The organism is Nocardia arthritidis (assembly GCF_011801145.1).
Lineage (GTDB): Bacteria > Actinomycetota > Actinomycetes > Mycobacteriales > Mycobacteriaceae > Nocardia > Nocardia arthritidis_A.
Window position 1 is genome coordinate 5,039,131 of the sequence record NZ_CP046172.1, and the last position, 17,308, is coordinate 5,056,438.

Below are 17,308 nucleotides of genomic sequence, written 5' to 3' on the forward strand. Positions count from 1 at the left end.
CGAGCAGGCCGTATCGAGAGTCACGGCGGGACCATGCAGTCCGAGCGCGTACGCGACCCGTCCGGCCGCGACGCTCGGCGCGGCCCCGAGCACCGAGTAGGCCCCGATCGCGGTGGGATCCGTTGCCAGCGTGGGTGTTCCGGGATACTCGCTGAAGCACAGGCCGACGTACACGCCGGTCCGGCTGCCCGCAAGCTCGCCCGGCGCGCGCCCCGACCGCTCCAGCGCCTCCCAGCTCGTCTCCAGCAGCAACCGCTGCTGCGGATCCATCGCCCTGGCCTCGGCGTCGCCGATACCGAAGAACGCCGCGTCGAATTCGTCCGCGCCGTCGACGAATCCGCCCCACCGGCTGTACATGCGGCCGAGCGCGGCCGGATCCGGATCGTAGAACGCCTCGACATCCCACCGCTGCGGCGGCACCTCGCTGATCGCGTCCCGACCCGACCACAGCAGCTCCCAGAACTCCTCCGGGGTTCGGACACCGCCGGGAAACCGGCACGCCATACCGACGATGACGATCGGATCGTCGGCAACCTCGGGTTCGGCCGGGACCACAGCCGAGCTCAACATCGCAGCCGGTTGCGGCTCGGCATCTACCGGCATAGCGGCCTGAACCCGCAGCGGTGGCGAAACCGAGGACGCCACCGGCATAACGGCCTGGACCTGCGGCTCAGGCGAAACCGACGACGCCACCGACGTAACGGCCTGGACCTGCGGCTCAGGCAGAACCGACGACACTACCGGCGTAACGGCCCGGACCTGCGGCTCGTGCGAAATCGATGGCTCCACCGGCGAATTCGCGCCGGGCGCCGCCACCTCGACGCCCTTGCGCCGCAACAGCTTCGCGATCTCACGCACGGTCGGGTAGTCGAACACCAGGCTCACCGGCAACGGCGTGCCGGACTCGGCGATCAGCGCGGTCCGCAGTTCCATCCCGGTCAGCGAATCGACCCCGCTGTCGTGCAGCGGCTGTTCCGGGTCCAGCGGCGCGGTCCGGTCCAGCACCCGCATGGTGACCCGCTGGACCAGCTCCTCCCATGGGGCGGTGTCCTCCGTCGCCCGTTCGCTCGTCGAATGTCCGTGTCCGGCTGCGCCGTTCCCCATAGTCGTACCGCTCACTACCGGTTCGTCCGGTGTCACTCTGGTATCGGACAGCGAAACGCTCTCCGATGAATGGTCTTTCGTGGTCGCCTCGGCGGAACCTGCTCGGTACCAACGCTGCTCGGCGAAATCGAATACGCCAGCGGTCGCCACACCGAGCGGCACCAACCGGTCCAGCGCCGCGGCGGCGTCGGTCACCCGAAGCGCGGGCAGGCCGCGCCGATCCAGATATGCCGTCAGTTCCGGGCGGCCCGCGGCCATTCCGACATCCCCGAACGGCCCCCAGGCGATGCTGAGCCCCGGCAACCCGTCCGCGCGCCGCCGCGCGGCGAGCGCGTCGAGCGCCGCGTTCGCCGCCGCGTAATTCGCCTGCCCCGGTGTGCCGAGCACACCGGCGACCGAGGAGTAGACGACGAACAGCTCCAGCGGCAGGCCGCGGGTGAGCTCGTCGAGATGTTGTGCCGCACGATATTTCGGCCCTAGTACGGATTCGAACCGGGACGGCGTCTGGTCGGTCAACACCCCGTCGTCCAGTACGCCCGCGCAATGGATCACACCGCGCAGTGGTCCAGATTCGGCTATGCCGCTGAGTAATGCGACGACCGCGGCCCGGTCAGCCACATCCACCCGGTGCTCCGACACCCGAACACCTTGTGCACGTAGCGATTCCACTAGTCGAACCCCGCCCGTGTCCGGCCCGCGACGGCCGACCAGCGCCAGCCTGCGCGCCCCGCGGTCGACCAGCCAGCGCGCCGCCGCGCCGCCGAGTCCGCCGAAGCCGCCGGTGACGAGATAGGTTCCGTCCGCGCCGAACCGCGGCGCGGGAGCCGCCTCGGCCAGCAGGACCGGCCGGGCCGCGACGTCGTACCGTCGCATGGCGTCGAACGCGGTCGCCGCGGCGGCGCACGGCCACGGCGTGTGCGGCGGCGGCGCGAGCGCGCCGCGCCCGAACAGCGTCAGCACGGTCCGCAGGATCTCGCCCAAGCGTGCACGGTCGATAAAAGCTGGATCAATCGGCCGGTCGGCGTCGTGGCCGGCGGAAATCTGCGCGGGGTCGGCAAGATTGACGAACCGGCCGCCGTCGGCCAGTATGCCGGGGGCGTTCCCGGTCAGGTTGCCCGCGAGCGCGTCGACGACCACGTCCATGCCCGCCCCGCCGGTATGCCTGCGCACTCCGTCGACCGTCCAGGCGGCTACGGCGGTAGGCAGTTCCGTCACATCGATACCCGCGGTCGCCGCCCATCGGCACAGTGCCGGCGGCGCGAATAGCACCGCACCCGCGTGCCGTGCCAATTGCACTGTGGCCATGCCGATTTCGTCGGCACGCGCGTGAATCAGCACCCGCTGTCCCGACCGCAGCCCGCCGATATCGAACAGCCCGTACCAGGCGGTGGTGAAGGCGACCGGCAGCGTCGCGCCCTCGGCGAAGGACAGCCGGCCGGGCAGCGGTGCCACCAGCCGCCGGTCGACGGTGACGTACCGGGCGAAACTGCCCTCCGCGAGTGCGACCACCCGGTCGCCGACCGCCAAACCGGTGACATCCGGGCCGACAGCGCTGATCCGGCCCGCGCACTCCGCACCGAGCGGGGCGGGCGATTCTGGGTGCGTGCCGAGGGCGAGCCAGATATCACGTCGATTGAGTCCGGTTGCGGCAACGGCGATTTCGACCTCACCGGGCCCGGGTGCGACGCGTTCGGCAGGCACGTTTCGCAAGAGTTCGAGCGCGCCGGATCGATCAGCCAGCAATCGGTAATTGGCGGCATCGGCGGGCAGTCCATCGGCCAAACGGGCCGCCAGCCAACGTCCGTCGCGCACCGCCAACTCCCGTGTGCCGAATCCGCCCGCTATCCCGGCCGCGACAAGCATTCCGTCAACCGGCGCCCCGGCTTCCAGATCCACCAGCCGCGAAGCCAATTCCGGATGTTCGGTGGCGAGAGTCCGGCCCAGACCCCAGAGCAGCGCCTGGTCCGGATCCGGTCGATCGCTGGCCGAAACAGCCTGAGCGCCAAGCGTTACCACGTACAGGGGCACGCTGCGCCATCCGGTCTCGACGAGCATTCGGATCAACCGGAGCGCGCCCGCGATCCGCACTTGCGCCGGTCCGTCCGTCCACGCGTAGACGATTCCCGGTGGCCGACCGTCGCCGACTGGCAATTCGTCGGACACGTCTTCCGGCCGCACGACGACCACGTCCGCCCGCGCCGCCAGACCCGCGGCCACCGCCGTGCCGACGACCCCGTCGGCGAAGACCACCCACCGCTGGACTTCCGCGTACTCGCGGCCGGATTCCGTTGGCTCCCAGCAAATGTGATGGAGCAGCCGGTCCACTCGACGGTCCGTCTCCGCGCCGGAAACCGGCGCATCGCCCGGGCCGGTATCCGCGGCAACCAGACAGGCGCCGGTGAGAACGGCAAGTACCCGCTCGGATTCGTCGATCATCGTGACATCGCCGACGATGACCCGATCGGACCGCTCGGTGACCCGCGCCCGGCAGCGCACTGTAGTACCGCCGACTATCTCCGGACCGAACAATTGAGCACGATCGATAGCGACCGGCAAATACATTCGATCCGGCCCATCCGCCGCCAACACCAGGCTGTGTAGGCATCCGTCCAGCAGAATCGCCTCGGCCCCGTCCGCCGCGGTCCGCAGCAGCGTTTCCGACTCGGTGGCGGTGATCCGCGCCGCGGCCACCCCACACCGGTAGTCCGCACCGAGCCGGAGGCCGTGTCCGGACAGGCGGTCGTAGTACTCCCGCCATGGCTCCCCGTCGGCCACGGTGGCAGCCGGTGCGGCAATTTCGGGTGAACCGGCCGCCGCGCGCAGTGCCGCCCGCGCGTAAATCGTTGCGCCGTCGCCGAATTCCACCGAATAGCCATCGCCGTCAGCCGTCAGCCGGACCCGCAACGCACCGTCGGCCCGCACCGTGATCGGCTCCAGCAGCCGAAGACCGGACACCAGCCAGCTCCGCGCACCCGGCAGCTCGGCCGCCAGCCGCGCCGAACGGCTGATCAGCCAGCCCGCCGGAACTGTTGGCATACCCTGCAATTCGTGCCCATCGAACATCGCCGGACCGATCGGCAGCGTATGCCGGATTTCGGATCGGGCCGCGAGCTCCAGCCAGTGCCGCTTGCGCTGGAACGGATAGGTCGGCAGCTCAACCGGCCGCCAGCTGTCCCTGGGATACATCGCAGCCCAGTCGATTTCGCCACCGCCCAGGTAACGCTCGGCTGTCTCGAGCAAGGTCGGCGCGGCCGCCGCGGAATTCACCACCGTCCCGGGCGCCACATCACCCGCCACCACCCGGCCGAGCGCGGCGCTCAGCTGCGCCACGGTGTCGAAGACGATGGCCACCCGCTCGGCGAAGTGGGTGCGTCCGACGTTCGCCGACGCACACAGATCATGGAGACCGCTATTCTCCTGCGTCCCAACATGTTCCGCGTATCGGTCCGCGAGCTCACATAGCGCGGCAGCGCTTTTCGCGGACAATGCCAGCAGGTGCGGACCGCTCTGATCGCGGCGCGGCGCATCCGCCTCGGGCGCCTCCTCCAGCAGCACATGGGCATTGGTGCCGCTGATGCCGAAGGAGCTCACCCCGGCGCGCCGCGGGCGGTCCCCGCGGGGCCAAGCGCGCTCCGCCGCGACTACCCGCACGCCGATCTCATCCCAGTCGATATGCGGATTACCGGATCGGTAGTGCAGCGACGCCGGAATCCGCCCGTGCCGCATGGACTCGACGACCTTGATGATGTTCGCGATCCCGGCCGCCGCCTGGGTATGTCCGAGATTCGATTTCACCGAACCGATCCACAGCGGCCGCTCGGCGGTGCGGTCGGTGGCCAGCACCCGAGCGAGCGCATTGACCTCGATCGGATCACCGAGCGCGGTGCCGGTCCCGTGCGCCTCCACATAATCGATATCCCCGGGCCACAGTCCGGCGTCAACAAGGGCGGATCGGATGACCTGTTCCTGCGCGGGACCGTTCGGCGCGCTCAGGCCCTGGCTGCGCCCGTCGGAATTCACCGCGGCGCCGCGGATCACACCGAGCACCCGGTCACCATCTCGGCGTGCGTCCGAAAGACGTTTCAGCACAAGCGTTCCCGCACCGTCGCTCCAGACGACGCCGTCCGCCCGCGCATCGAAGCTCTTGCACCGGCCATCGGCGGCCAGGCCGCGCGCCCGTGCGAAGTAGATATCCAGGGACGGCGTCAGCACCACGGTGGCACCGGCGGCCAGCGCCAGATCGCATTCACCCCGCCGCAGGCTCTGCACCGCCAAATGCACGGTGACCAGCGACGACGAACATGCGGTGTCGACCGTGAGGCTCGGCCCGTTCAGGCCGAGGAAGTACGACAGCCTGCCCGATGCGACACTCGCCAGATTCCCGGTGCCGAACCAGGCATTCGGCGGCACATCGGCCCGCGCCATCCGCTCGGCGTAATCGTTCGACATGATGCCGACGAACACCCCGGTCCGGCTGCCCGCCAGCCGCTGCGCCGGATACCCCGCCTGTTCCAATGCCTCCCACGAGGTTTCGAGTAGCAGCCGCTGCTGCGGGTCCAGCATCCGGGCCTCGCCTACGGAGATGTCAAAGAAGCCCGCATCGAAATCCCGCACGCCGTCGACGAATCCACCCCAGCGCGTATACGTTTTGCCCTCGGCATCCGGATCGGCGTCGAAGTAGGCATCGACATCCCACCGTTCCGCCGGAACCTCCGTCACCGCATCGGTTTCCGCGATCAGCAGCCGCCACAGATCCGCGGGCCCGCGCACGCCGCCCGGATACCGGCAGCCCATGCCGACGATAGCGATCGCATCGTTCGCGTCTTCTTGCGCTCGATGCTCAGTTGCACTGCGTGCCACTGCCTTTCGAAGCGACGCACCCGAATCGGCTTCAGCCGCCGCACCCGGCCGGAGCCGGACGATTTCGGCCGCGACACCGGCCACCGTCGGATGATCGAACAACAGCGTCGCGGGCAACCGCATACCGAGATCGGCGGCCAGACTGTTCCGAAGTTCCACCGCCAGCATCGAATCCAGTCCGAGCTCACGCAGCGGCACCCCATCGGCGACCGGAGTCGTCCGCCCGAGCGCCTTCGCCGCCAGCGCGCGCACTACCGGAAGAATGTCATCGAGCGCCGCACCGTCGACCGCGGAATCCCCGATCCCGACGCTTTCGCTCGCGGCACCGCTCGCCGCAACAACACCGACCGCGCGACCATCACCCGCGGCAGCTTCACCGACCCCGCGACCACCAGCCACCGCAGCATCACCGACCGCGGACCCACCAGCCGCAGCACCACCACCGACCGCCGACCCACCAGCCGCAGCAGAACCACCGGCCGCGCGACTATCAGCCGCGGCTGCGTTGATCGGCCCACCACCGGCCTCAACACCGCCAGCAACGAAACCACCAACCGCCAGACCACCAGCCGCCGCGCCGCCCAGCATTCCATCGCCAACCACGACACCAGCGCGACTACCAGCCGCAGCACCACCACCGGCCACGCCACCACCAGCCACGGCGGCGTTGATCGACCCACCACCGACCTCGACACCGCCAGCAACGGAACCACCAACCGCCACACCATCAACCGCCGCACCGCCGAGCGGTCCATCGCCAACCACAGCACCGGCGCGACCCACCGCAGCGATGTCCACCAAACCCCCAGCAGCAGTTGGGAATACCGCGACAACCCCTGACGCCCCCAGCAGCGCTCGCAGTGCCCGCAACCCCGCATCGACTGCAAGTTCCGCGACACCGTGCCGCTCCCACGCACGGCGAGCCGTATCACCGAGCGCTGCGGCCATACCGGTTCCGGACCACGGACCCCACTGAATGCTCAACGCCGCGAGACCGTTCGCAGAACGCATCCGGGCGAGCCCGTCCAGATATGCGTTCGCGGCAGCGTAATTCGCCTGTCCCGCGGTGCCGACGAGGGCGCTCGCCGACGAGAAGAGCACGAATATCGACAGGTCGAGCTCCGCCGTGAGCTCGTGCAGATGCCATGCGCCGGACGCTTTCCCGGTGAACACCCGCCGTACCCGGTCCGCGCCCTGATCCATCAGCAGCGCGTCGTCGAGCACACCGGCGCAGTGCACGACGCCCGCGAGCCGCGGCAGGTCGGCGCCGAACCGAGCGAATAACGCCGACAGCGCGACTCGGTCCGCGACATCCAGCCGCACCGTCTCCACCCGCGCCCCGAGCGCGGTGATCTCGCGGATCGCCGCCGCCGCCCGCGCATCGGGTTCGTGCCGTCCGGCCAGCACCAGTGTCCCGGCCCCCGCCTCGGCAAGCACCCGCGCCGTCGCCGAACCGAGTGCGCCCAGCCCGCCGGTGACCAGATACGCACCGGCACGGTCCAATTCGGCAGTTTCCTGCGCCGCCCCCGCGGTCAGCTCCGGCACGTATCGCCGCTTGCCACGCAGCGCGACAACGGGATCGGTTGCACCGGAGCGTAGTTCGCCGACGAGACGACGGTCCGCGACATTCGCTCCCGTGGGTAGGTCGACCAACCGGCAGCCGAGTTCGGGAAGTTCGGTGCGCACCACCGCCGCCAGCCCGCACAGCGCGGCCGCCGTGGGCCGGACTCGCTCGTCGTCCAACACCCCGACGGCACCGCCGGTAACGAGGTAGAGAGGTCCGGCATCGACCGTTTCCGCAAGCGCGCGAACCACCTTCAAGGCCGATTCGGTTTCGGCGCCCGCCGCGCCCGCGTCATCGCCCGCGTCGAAGCTGCTCAGGTACACAACCGCGCGCGCCGACGCACCCGATATACCCGACACGCCCGGCATATCGAATGCACCCGAAATACCAGACCCACCCGAAATACCGGATCCACCCGAAATACCGGATCCACCCGAAATACCGGATCCACGCACCGCCGACACGGCCGCATCAGGCTCGACGGCGACCGCGTCGTCGCCCGCCGCCCGCAGGGCCGCCACGAGCCGATCCGCCGCCGGAAGTCCGCCGATCACCAGCCAGGCTGCCGGACCTCGCGCCGCGGCGAACACAGACGATTCCCGCCAATCCTGGACGTGTACCGGAGCGGTCGCCCCGGCGTCGGTCTGCCCGAACCACAGATCTTCCACCTCACAGATCCGCGCACCCTCGGTGTCGAATATGGTGACGCGCACCGCCGTACCGGTCCGTACGGCCAGAACCCATGCCGCCGCAACGCTTTCCGCTCGATGCAGGCGCAATCGTCCGAGACCGGCGGGCAATCGGTTCACCGGCCCACCCGCCGTGACGAGCGCCAGCCCGGTCTGGATGGCCGCGTCCACCATGCACACGGTCGCGGCATCGGCCGCACCGGACAGCTCACCGGGCCGGGAGAGCCTGGCCAGCAGCGTATCCGCGCCCGCGCGCAGTTCGGTGATCCAGCGGAACCGCGGCCCGAAGGTCAGTCCCCCTGCGGCGCAACGGCGGTAGAAGTCGTCGGTGTCGGTGTATACGGAGTGGGTGCGCAACGCCTCCGCCAGATCGTCGGGGCCGGCCGCGCCATCGGTTTGCGGCACCACCGAAGCCATCACCGCGGCGGCCGAATCCGATCCGACCACCAGCCGGATGTCGACCCTGTCGCCCACCCGCTCGGCGATCGGTTCCCGCAGCTCATCGAGCGGAACAGGTTGTGTGAGAACGAAATCGACCAGTTCGCGGGCGAATCCCCCGGCCGCCCGCAACGCCGACAACGCCAGATAGGCGCCGGGGACCACCGGGGTGCCGCGGTAACGATGTTCGCCGAGATATGCGGTGCTCGTCACCGACGCCTCGGCAAAAAGTTGCACCGGGGCGGCTCCCGGGACCGCCAAACGCTCCCGCTCGAACGGATAGGTCGGCAGCCCGTTACGCCGCCGCGCTCCACTCGGAATCAGCGCGGACCATTCGATATCTGCTCCGGCACAATACATTTCCCCCACCCCGGACAAGAGCACGGAGTCGTCGGTCACCGACCGGCGCAGGCTCGGCACCCATCGCGCCGATATTCCGGCCTGCTGCCCGAACTCCAGCAGCACCGGATGCGGGCCCACCTCGATCGCGGCGTCGACGCCGAATTCGGCGAGCGTGCGCAGCCCCTCCGCGAATCGCACCGTACCACGGGCGTGCGCCCGCCAGTAGTCGGCGTCAAGTGGCCCGCCGAACGCACCGATGACGTTGGAGATCAACGGAATCGATGGCGTCCTGGCCCCGGGCGCCAGCTCCGCGATCGCCGCGGTGAACTGGTCGAGCACCGGATCGAGCAGCGGTGAATGGAATGCCGTCGCACCCGGCAGCGCGACCGACCGAACCTCCCGCCGCTGCGCCACCTCCCGGAACCGGCGCACCGCGTCCTCGACGCCCGAGACCACGAACTGTTCCGGGGTGTTGACCGCCGCCACCGCCAGTGTCGGCGCCAATTCGTCCAGCACATCGGCGAATTCGGCCGGATCGCCGAAGACCGCGGCCAATGTGCCCGGCCGCGGCGCGGCCTGCATCATCCGCCCGCGCACGGCGGCTATTCGCAAACCTTCCGCGACCGTCAGCGCGCCCGCGACCGTCGCCGCCACGAGTTCGCCGAGGCTGTGCCCGAGCACTACATCGGGCCGGACCCCCAACGCGGCCCACAGCCGGGCACAGGCTAGTTCGAAGGCGAAAAGCGCTGGTTGGGCGTATTCGGTCCGGGCGAGCACCGCATCGTCGGCCTCGCACAGCAGCGACCGCACCCGCCACCCGCCCGGCAGCTCGCCGAGCAGCTCATCGCACTCGTCCACTGCGGCACGGAATGCCGGATACCGTTGGTACCAAGCCGAACCCATACCCGAGTACTGCGCGCCCTGCCCGGTGAACAGCATCGCCACCCGAGGTTGTGCCGCGGCCACCGACCCGGCTCGCGGCGCGCGCAACAGTTGCGCCGCCTCGGCGGCGGTCCGTGCGACGACGGCGCGGCGGTGCCCGAAATGCGTGCGGCCGAGGGCCGCGGTGGCCGCGATATCGGCGACAGGCAGATTGCTGTCGGATAACTCTGAGGCATAGCGTTCGGTGAGTACGTCGAGTGCGGTTGACGTCCGCGCCGAAAGCACAAGCAACGCCGGATTCTCCGACGCCATCTGCATCGGCGGGTCCGGCGCCGCGGCCACCACCACGTGTGCGTTGGTTCCGGCGAACCCGAACGAGCTCACCCCGGCCACCCGCGGGCGCTGCGACGGCGCCCATTCGACGTCATCGGTCGGCACCCTCAGCGCCGTACCGTCCAGTGCGATCTTCGGATTCAGCGTTTCGAAACCGTACTGGCGCGGGATACGTCCGTGCTGCAGTTGCAACACCACCTTGATCAGTCCCGCGATACCCGCCGCCGCCTCGAGGTGGCCGATACGCGATTTCACCGAACCGAGCAGGCAGTGCGTCCCGTCGGCCCGGACCGCGCCGAATACCTGTGCCAGCGCTTCGATCTCGATCGGATCGCCGAGCGGTGTTCCGGTGCCGTGGGTCTCCACGTAGTCCAATTCCGCGGCGTCGCAACCGGCATCGGTCAGTGCGGCGCGCAGCAGTTCACGCTGCGCCACCGGATTGGGCGCGGTGAGCCCCATCGAGCGGCCGTCGTGGTTCACCGCCGAGCCGCGCAGCACCGCCCTGATCTCGTCACCGTCCGCGATGGCGCGCGAAAGCCGTTTCAGCACAACGATTCCCGCGCCCTCGCCGCGGACGTATCCGTTCGCCCGCGCGTCGAAGGGCCTGCAGTGACCGTCCGGGGAGAGCGCGCCCATCCTGGCCAGCGCCGCCGAGGTCAGCTCGGATTGCAGCAGGTTCACCCCGCCCGCCAGCGCCGTCTCGCACTCCCCCGCCCGCAGGCTGTTGATCGCCTGATGCACCGCGACCAGCGACGACGAGCACGCGGTATCCAGCGCGACGGCCGGTCCGCGCAGGCCGAGCTGGTACGCGACCCGCCCGGCGAGGATGCTCGGCATCGTTCCGGTCAGCGTGTGCGCATCCACCGAACGCGCCCCGTCAGGGGTGATGGTGCGCTGGTATTCCTGCCAGCTCACCCCGAGGAAGACACCGGTCCGCACCGCGCTCGCGGGCGGCAGCGCCGCGTCTTCCAGCGCCTCCCAGGCAACTTCGAGCACCAAGCGTTGCTGCGGATCCATCGCCGCCGCCTCGCGCGGCGCGATCCCCGCGAACTCGACATCCATCTCGTCCAGCGGCGCGCTCAGCAGCGCGGCCCGGCGGGTCATCCGATCGTCGACGTAACCTGTTCTAGGCCAACGTGTTTCGGGTACGTCGACGATGACGTCGCGGCTCGACGACAACAGCTCCCAGTATCCGCGTGGCCCATCGATGCCACCCGGTAACCGGCACCCGATTCCGATCACAGCAACCGGCTCGTGCGACGCGCATCGCTCGGATTCCAACACCTGAATCCGACGCAGCGCCCGCGTCAACATCCCCCGTAGCTCGACCCCATCATCTGACATCTGTGCTGCCCATCACATCTGCAACTTTGTGACAGCGAACAGTACGACGCCGCGATGACGTCGTCAATTGCAGGCCGTGTGCACAAAAGTAACCAAAGTTACCTACAGGTAGTTTGATCAAGATCAAATGATGTTGCCGGAATCGAAGATTCACCCTTGCATGATTCGCAACGGACTTCGGGTTACAGATATCCATTGCGGCCCAACGGGTTCGGAGCATCAACCGCCGAAGTCGGCTCAGTTATCCAGAAGCAAACCATAGGATCATCCCGTCGTGTCATGCATACGGCTGTGTCCCAACGCATTCCGCGAACCTATCGACAAGCGGTTCGCGGAGCGGCAGAATCTGAAACATGGCTGTCCGCGTACCTGGTCTCGTCGACGTCGAAAAGCTCAGGCGCACAGCGCAACCCACGCTCAGCACGAAAGACGGCCTCCTCCTGCGGCCGTTCCGCGCCGATGACGCGCCGGATGTCCTCATCGCCTACACCGATCCGGTGACGCGACAGTGGCACAACCGCCTCGTCGACACCGAGGACGACGCCCGCAAGCTCATCGAGGAGTGGCTACAGGGCTGGACCGCGGGTACCGACGCGCTGTGGGCGGTCATCGATGGCGACACCTTCGCCGCACGGATCGGCCTGCGCCGCTTCAGCATTCGCGACGCATCGGCCGAAATCGGCTACTGGGCAATGCCGAATGCCCGCGGTCGCGGCGTGGTACCGCGGGCCGTCGACGCCGTCACCGGCTGGGCCTTCGACGAAATCGGTTTCCACCGAATCGAACTCAATCATTCGGTACACAACCCCGCCTCCTGCCGCGTCGCCGAGAAGACCGGTTTCGCACTCGAGGGCGTAAAGCGCGCGGCCGCCATGCACGCCGACGGCTGGCACGATATGCACCTGCACGCCAAGGTCGCACACTGACCCTGTTTGTGCACTTTGCCCAAATTGGGCGGAGTTCACGTGTAGCGGCTCAGCCTCGAAATTCATTACATATTGCTATCTTTCGAGCGGCTTGCCGCAGACGTCGGCAGGATTTTTCACAAGTCGACCCCGCTCCCGGGCCGAGGCCGAACACGAGTCATACTGCCGCCCAGGCCGTCCCGGCACTTATACGGATGACCGCGGCACCGACAACTCGGCGAGCATCGCCGCGCGGGCGACACTCTGATTCACGGAATTCCGTTGTCCAGCTGGGAAATCGCCGTTTCGGCCGGACGCCGCCGTATCGTTCGGTGCGGCGGGCCGAGCGGCAGATGCCGTGCCCGGCTCCGGTTCGCCGATCCACCGGTACCCGTCCGGACTGCCACCGCCGGATCAGCACGACCACCGATCAGAGCAGCTCCACCACCGACCGCACCCGCTCCGCCGCGCCGACCCCGTCGTGCCACGTGCAGGCCAAGCCGACGGCCGCGACCCGACCGGTGTCCAGCACCCGCCCGACCGCCGCGGTGACCGCGCGCAGGCCGGGACCGCCCGGCGCGGGCACCATCAGCCCCGGCAGTTCCTCCGGATCGATCACGTCGAAGTCGATGTGCAGATAGATGGGGCCGTCCGGCAGCTCGCCGAGATCGGTCACCGGCCGCCGCCGAACCTCGGCCGTCTTCAGGTAATCGACCTCGGCCGGGTCCAGGTCGCGAGCGTCGGTGAGTACGACCCGCGACTCCGGGACGTCGCGCAGCCCGATGCGGTCCGCGACCAGCGGCCGCCCATAGCCGACCAGCATCCGCAACGGCAGTCCACCCAGATAGCCGGATGTGGTCGTCTCCAACGTCTGCAGGTCGCCGTGCGCGTCGAACCACACCACCGCCGGGTCGAGTCCGGCGCGCTGCAACCCGGCGACCGTGCCCAGCGCGGTGGTGCAATCGCCCGCCATCACGACCGGGCGCTCCCCGCGGCGCGCCGACTCCGCCACCCGCGCCGCGACCGACTCGTAGACGACCGCCATTCTGGCCCAACGATCTTCGGTCTCCGGCAGGTCGACGGTCAGCACGGCGTCCGCGGTGAGCGGAGCGTCCAGCTCCGGCCGCGATTCGTCAAGGTGGTACGGCACGAGAAAACGCATAGGCGCCAGCCTAATTCGGCACCCGGCTGCCGGGCAGCCGCTTTTCGCCGCCGAATCGCTCAGGCGGACAAGTGAACCCGATCCGCACCGATGCGCTCGATGCGCCGCCTACCCCAATCCGACAGCGGCACCAACGCCGCATTGAGCGCGACACCGACCTCGGTGAGGCGATACTCCACCCGCGGCGGAACCTCCCGGTACACCTCGCGGTCGACGATGCCGTCCTCCTCCAACTCCCGCAGCTGCTGGATCAGCATCTTCTCCGACACCCCCGGCAGCCCGCGCCGCAGTTCGCCGAAGCGCCGCACCCCGTTGCGCTCCAGCTCCCACAGAATCAGCGACTTCCACTTGCCGCCTACCACATCCATCGCCGCATCGATCCCGCAGAAATATGGCCCGCATCTCTTCGCACCCATCGCCCGACCTCGCTGCCTGCTCACAAACCACCCGGTAAGTACCAGACCAGATAGTAGGTACTTGTCCAGCCGACCGGCAAAGACCAATCTTGGATTCAGCGCGCTGACCACCACAATTTCCACCCCTAAGGAGTTGAATCGGCAATGCCGGACACCACACAGACCTCGGTGACGGTCCTCGGCCTCGGCCCGATGGGCGCGGCCATGGCGGCGGCCCTGCTGAAGGGCGACCGCCCCACCACCGTCTGGAACCGGACCCAGAGCAAGGCCGACGAACTCGTCGCCGCAGGCGCGACCCGCGCGGCCACCGTCGCCGAGGCGGTGCGCGCCGGTGACATCGTATTCGTCGTGCTCTCCGACCATGCGTCGGTGACACAGACCCTCGAACCGGTGGCCGCCGAACTGCGCGGCAGACAAGTCGTCAACCTGACCAGCACCACCCCTGACGAATCCCGCGCGCTCGCCGCATGGGCCGCCGACAACGGAATCGCCTACCTCGACGGCGGCATCATGGCCGTACCCGCCATGATCGGCCAGCCCGGCTCGACCATCCTGTACAGCGGCGTGACAGCCGTCTTCGAAGACAACCGCGAAACCCTCGAATTGTTCGGCGCCGCAGACTATTTCGGCACCGATGCCGGACTCGCCGCGATGTACGATTTCGCGCTGCTCACGAACATGTACGGGATGTTCGCCGGATTCTTCCAAGGCGCGGCCATGCTGCGCACCGCCGGCGTCCCGATCACCGAATTCGCCGAACGAGCCGTCGCCTGGGTAACCGCCATGGCCCAGCTCATCCCCGGATACGCCGCAACCATCGACTCCGGCGACTACGAATCGCAGATCTTCCAGCCGATCGAATTCCACAAACCGGCCGTCGACGCCATCGTCCGGGCCGGCCGCGACGCCGGCGTCCGCGTCGACATCATCGGCCAAGTACAGAACCTCATCGACCGTCAGATCGCCGACGGCGACGGCCGCAAAGCCTTCGAACACACCATCGAAGCCCTCGCCTGACCGAATCCGTCGCGCGCGGCCACCCCAGCCGCGCGCGACACCGGTCCAACCGCCCAAACCGCCCGATCAGCCCGTGATTTGGTCCAGGCCGACCGATCGGATAATCTTCTCGAGTACCACAGGTCCGGGTGGCGGAATGGCAGACGCGCTAGCTTGAGGTGCTAGTGCCCGTTATAGGGCGTGGGGGTTCAAGTCCCCCTCCGGACACTCCACTCGATGGACGGCTCATGCTCACACAGAGCGTGAGCCGGTTCTCGTTTCGTACCTTTTTGTGGGGGCGCAGCCCCCACGCCCCGCCCGGCGGGGCTTCGCCCCCCGGCCCCCCTTCAAGGGAGCGTGGTCCGCTATTCCGTTGCCACGTCACTCCGGCATCCCGACCGGCCCGCGACCTGTTTCTAGCCCAGGGTGCTTTTAGATCTCGAGTTTGTCGGCGAGATCGGCTGCTTGCAGGATCGCCAGCAGTCCACCGAGGCAGTCGACCATTTGCTGGATTTCTTCTCGGCTCATCCTATGGTCTGCAACGGATTTCGCCTCGATCGCAGCGATTTGCGCTTCAATCAGTTCGCAGCGAGGTCAGGACCTGCGACCAGACGCGCCTAATGGACCCAACGAAGTCCTGTCTCGATCGAGGCCTGCGAGGCGTCACCGCGAGGGACTGGGGCTAACTTCACCGTGCCGTGTTCCCGGCCATCCCCTCGATCCAGGCGACCAGCGCCGCCGCGGCCGCACGCGTCTCGGCGGGTGAACCCGAATCGCGGTGCTCCCGTCGCGCCTCGCCAGTCGCAACGGCGGCACACTCCAACTCCGCTTCGCCGCTGGCCCATATGGTTAGCTGCCCAACAGCATCCTCACTGTCGATCGCGAGCCACAGCGCAGGCTTAGGCCGATCCGCCGGTGCCGCCGTCAGAGTCAGCGCCAGGCCGCGCGCCGCAAGCGTCAGCTCATTCTCGTCGGTCCACGCGCGCAGCGTGTCCAGCAGGTTCTCGTTGCCAGCCATCATTTCTCCATCAGCCACTCAATGTTTTTCGCGGGCGGGAGCGATGGTGGGGGCTCGCCGCGCTTTTTGCGCCAGCCGTGCCTGCATCGAGTTCGGCCCGGGAACCTGCGTGTCCAGCTCTCATCGCCATCGGGCGTCTAGGAACAGCCGAGGTTTCCAAGGTCGCCAAAATCATCGACAAGTTCGCCGACCTGATCAAGACCGCCGTCAAAGCGGCGAAACTTCGCGTCGCCGTGAAGATCGAGCGCGCGACCACGAAGACGAAAGAAACCATCCAGCGCATCAAAGATCTCACGACCAAACTCGCGGAGAAACTAAAGAACTGGCGTAAGGCGAAGAAGCCGCTCAAAGACAACCTTGACAACGCGCAGGTTTGCACCGACCGGATGCTGCCGACGAAAGGCCAGCCGAATACCTATATGGTCAAGAAGGACGCGAACGGCAATATCACCAACTACACGTATTTCGACGAGGACGGCATTGCCACGAAGCGCGTCGACCTGACCGGGAAAGCGCACTACGACAAGAATACGGGCCAAGAAATCCCGACACCGCATGTCGTCGAGGTGCAGAAGAACCAGAATCCGAAGACAGGGGAATACTTCGGTCAGACAAAGCCAGACACCGTTCGACCGGCCACGCCAGAGGAGATCCCGTAGTGAGCCAAGATCAACAAAGTGGGAGTGATTTGGACGAGTTGCTGGCCATGTCGCGGAGTGCCGACACGGGCAATAGAGTCGACGCGGTGCAGGCCCTCGGTCGACGGATTGATCAGCCAGATGCATTCCACCGATTGACGGAAATGTTGCGTGATCAAAACGTCACGGTGATGGTGGACGCGGCCGAGATGCTGGCCCGACGCGGCGGAAATGGCGGGGTCCGAGCGGTCATCGAAGAGCTCGGACGGACGGCGGACGACCCGGACGCCGACTACATCATGTACAAGCTGGAGGAGCTCGAGGCTCTAGGAGAGGTGCCGATCCTGCGTATCGCCAGAGCGCTCGTCGCCTCTGAGGAGTCGCCTGATTTCCGTGCTGGACTGATCGATGTCGAAAACTATATGGGACATCACAATCCGAAATAGACGTTCGTTTCGCCCTCCGCAACCTCTGACCTGCTCGTCGGCCTAAACCGAGTCCCCGCGGCGCTACCGAGCGTGCGTTGTCGGCAGATTGATTCCGATCAGGCGCGGTACGTCGCAGATGTCCCACCAGGCGGGGTCTGTGGGGTGGGCGTCACGAATGTCGTTGGCGAA

8 protein-coding genes and 1 tRNA gene (1 of these 9 cut by a window edge) are annotated in these 17,308 nt (G+C 67.9%); 5 read left to right on the forward strand and 4 right to left on the reverse strand.

Annotation, left to right across the window (positions count from 1 at the left end; all coding sequences use genetic code 11):
* Positions 1–11,556, reverse strand: the 5' portion of a protein-coding gene (locus F5544_RS22755; RefSeq protein ID WP_167475068.1) for a type I polyketide synthase. Its footprint begins 9,789 nt before the window's first position; 11,556 of the gene's 21,345 nt are visible here — the first part of the coding sequence; it begins with the start codon at positions 11,554–11,556; its stop codon lies beyond the left edge, outside the window.
* Between the two features lie 353 nt (positions 11,557–11,909).
* Between F5544_RS22755 and F5544_RS22760 the strand changes: the two genes are divergently transcribed.
* Positions 11,910–12,482 (forward strand): GNAT family N-acetyltransferase, encoded by a 573-nt coding sequence (locus tag F5544_RS22760; protein ID WP_167475069.1) that lies wholly within the window; start codon positions 11,910–11,912, stop codon positions 12,480–12,482.
* Between the two features lie 409 nt (positions 12,483–12,891).
* Here F5544_RS22760 and F5544_RS22765 read toward each other — a convergent pair whose 3' ends face one another.
* Positions 12,892–13,623: an arginase family protein gene (locus F5544_RS22765; protein ID WP_167475070.1), complete on the reverse strand. Its 732-nt coding sequence runs from the start codon at positions 13,621–13,623 to the stop codon at positions 12,892–12,894.
* 59 nt (positions 13,624–13,682) lie between these two features.
* The gene (locus tag F5544_RS22770; protein WP_167475071.1) at positions 13,683–14,039 is read right to left on the reverse strand and encodes a winged helix-turn-helix transcriptional regulator; all 357 of its coding nucleotides are present in this window, start codon (positions 14,037–14,039) and stop codon (positions 13,683–13,685) included.
* Between the two features lie 144 nt (positions 14,040–14,183).
* On the opposite strand from F5544_RS22770, the gene F5544_RS22775 reads away from it, so the two are divergent.
* Entirely contained in the window at positions 14,184–15,056 is an 873-nt protein-coding gene (locus tag F5544_RS22775) for an NAD(P)-dependent oxidoreductase (protein WP_167475072.1), read from the forward strand.
* Between the two features lie 122 nt (positions 15,057–15,178).
* Positions 15,179–15,263 (forward strand) — tRNA-Leu (locus tag F5544_RS22780).
* A 460-nt stretch (positions 15,264–15,723) separates the two neighbouring features.
* On the opposite strand, the gene F5544_RS22785 is transcribed toward F5544_RS22780, so the two are convergent.
* Entirely contained in the window at positions 15,724–16,056 is a 333-nt protein-coding gene (locus tag F5544_RS22785) for an immunity protein TriTu family protein (protein WP_167475073.1), read from the reverse strand.
* A 74-nt stretch (positions 16,057–16,130) separates the two neighbouring features.
* Between F5544_RS22785 and F5544_RS22790 the strand changes: the two genes are divergently transcribed.
* Positions 16,131–16,712 (forward strand): polymorphic toxin type 24 domain-containing protein, encoded by a 582-nt coding sequence (locus tag F5544_RS22790; RefSeq protein ID WP_167475074.1) that lies wholly within the window; start codon positions 16,131–16,133, stop codon positions 16,710–16,712.
* A 29-nt stretch (positions 16,713–16,741) separates the two neighbouring features.
* Complete coding sequence (locus F5544_RS22795; protein ID WP_167475075.1) at positions 16,742–17,137, forward strand: HEAT repeat domain-containing protein; 396 nt, start codon at positions 16,742–16,744, stop codon at positions 17,135–17,137.
* Positions 17,138–17,308: the final 171 nt, after the last annotated feature.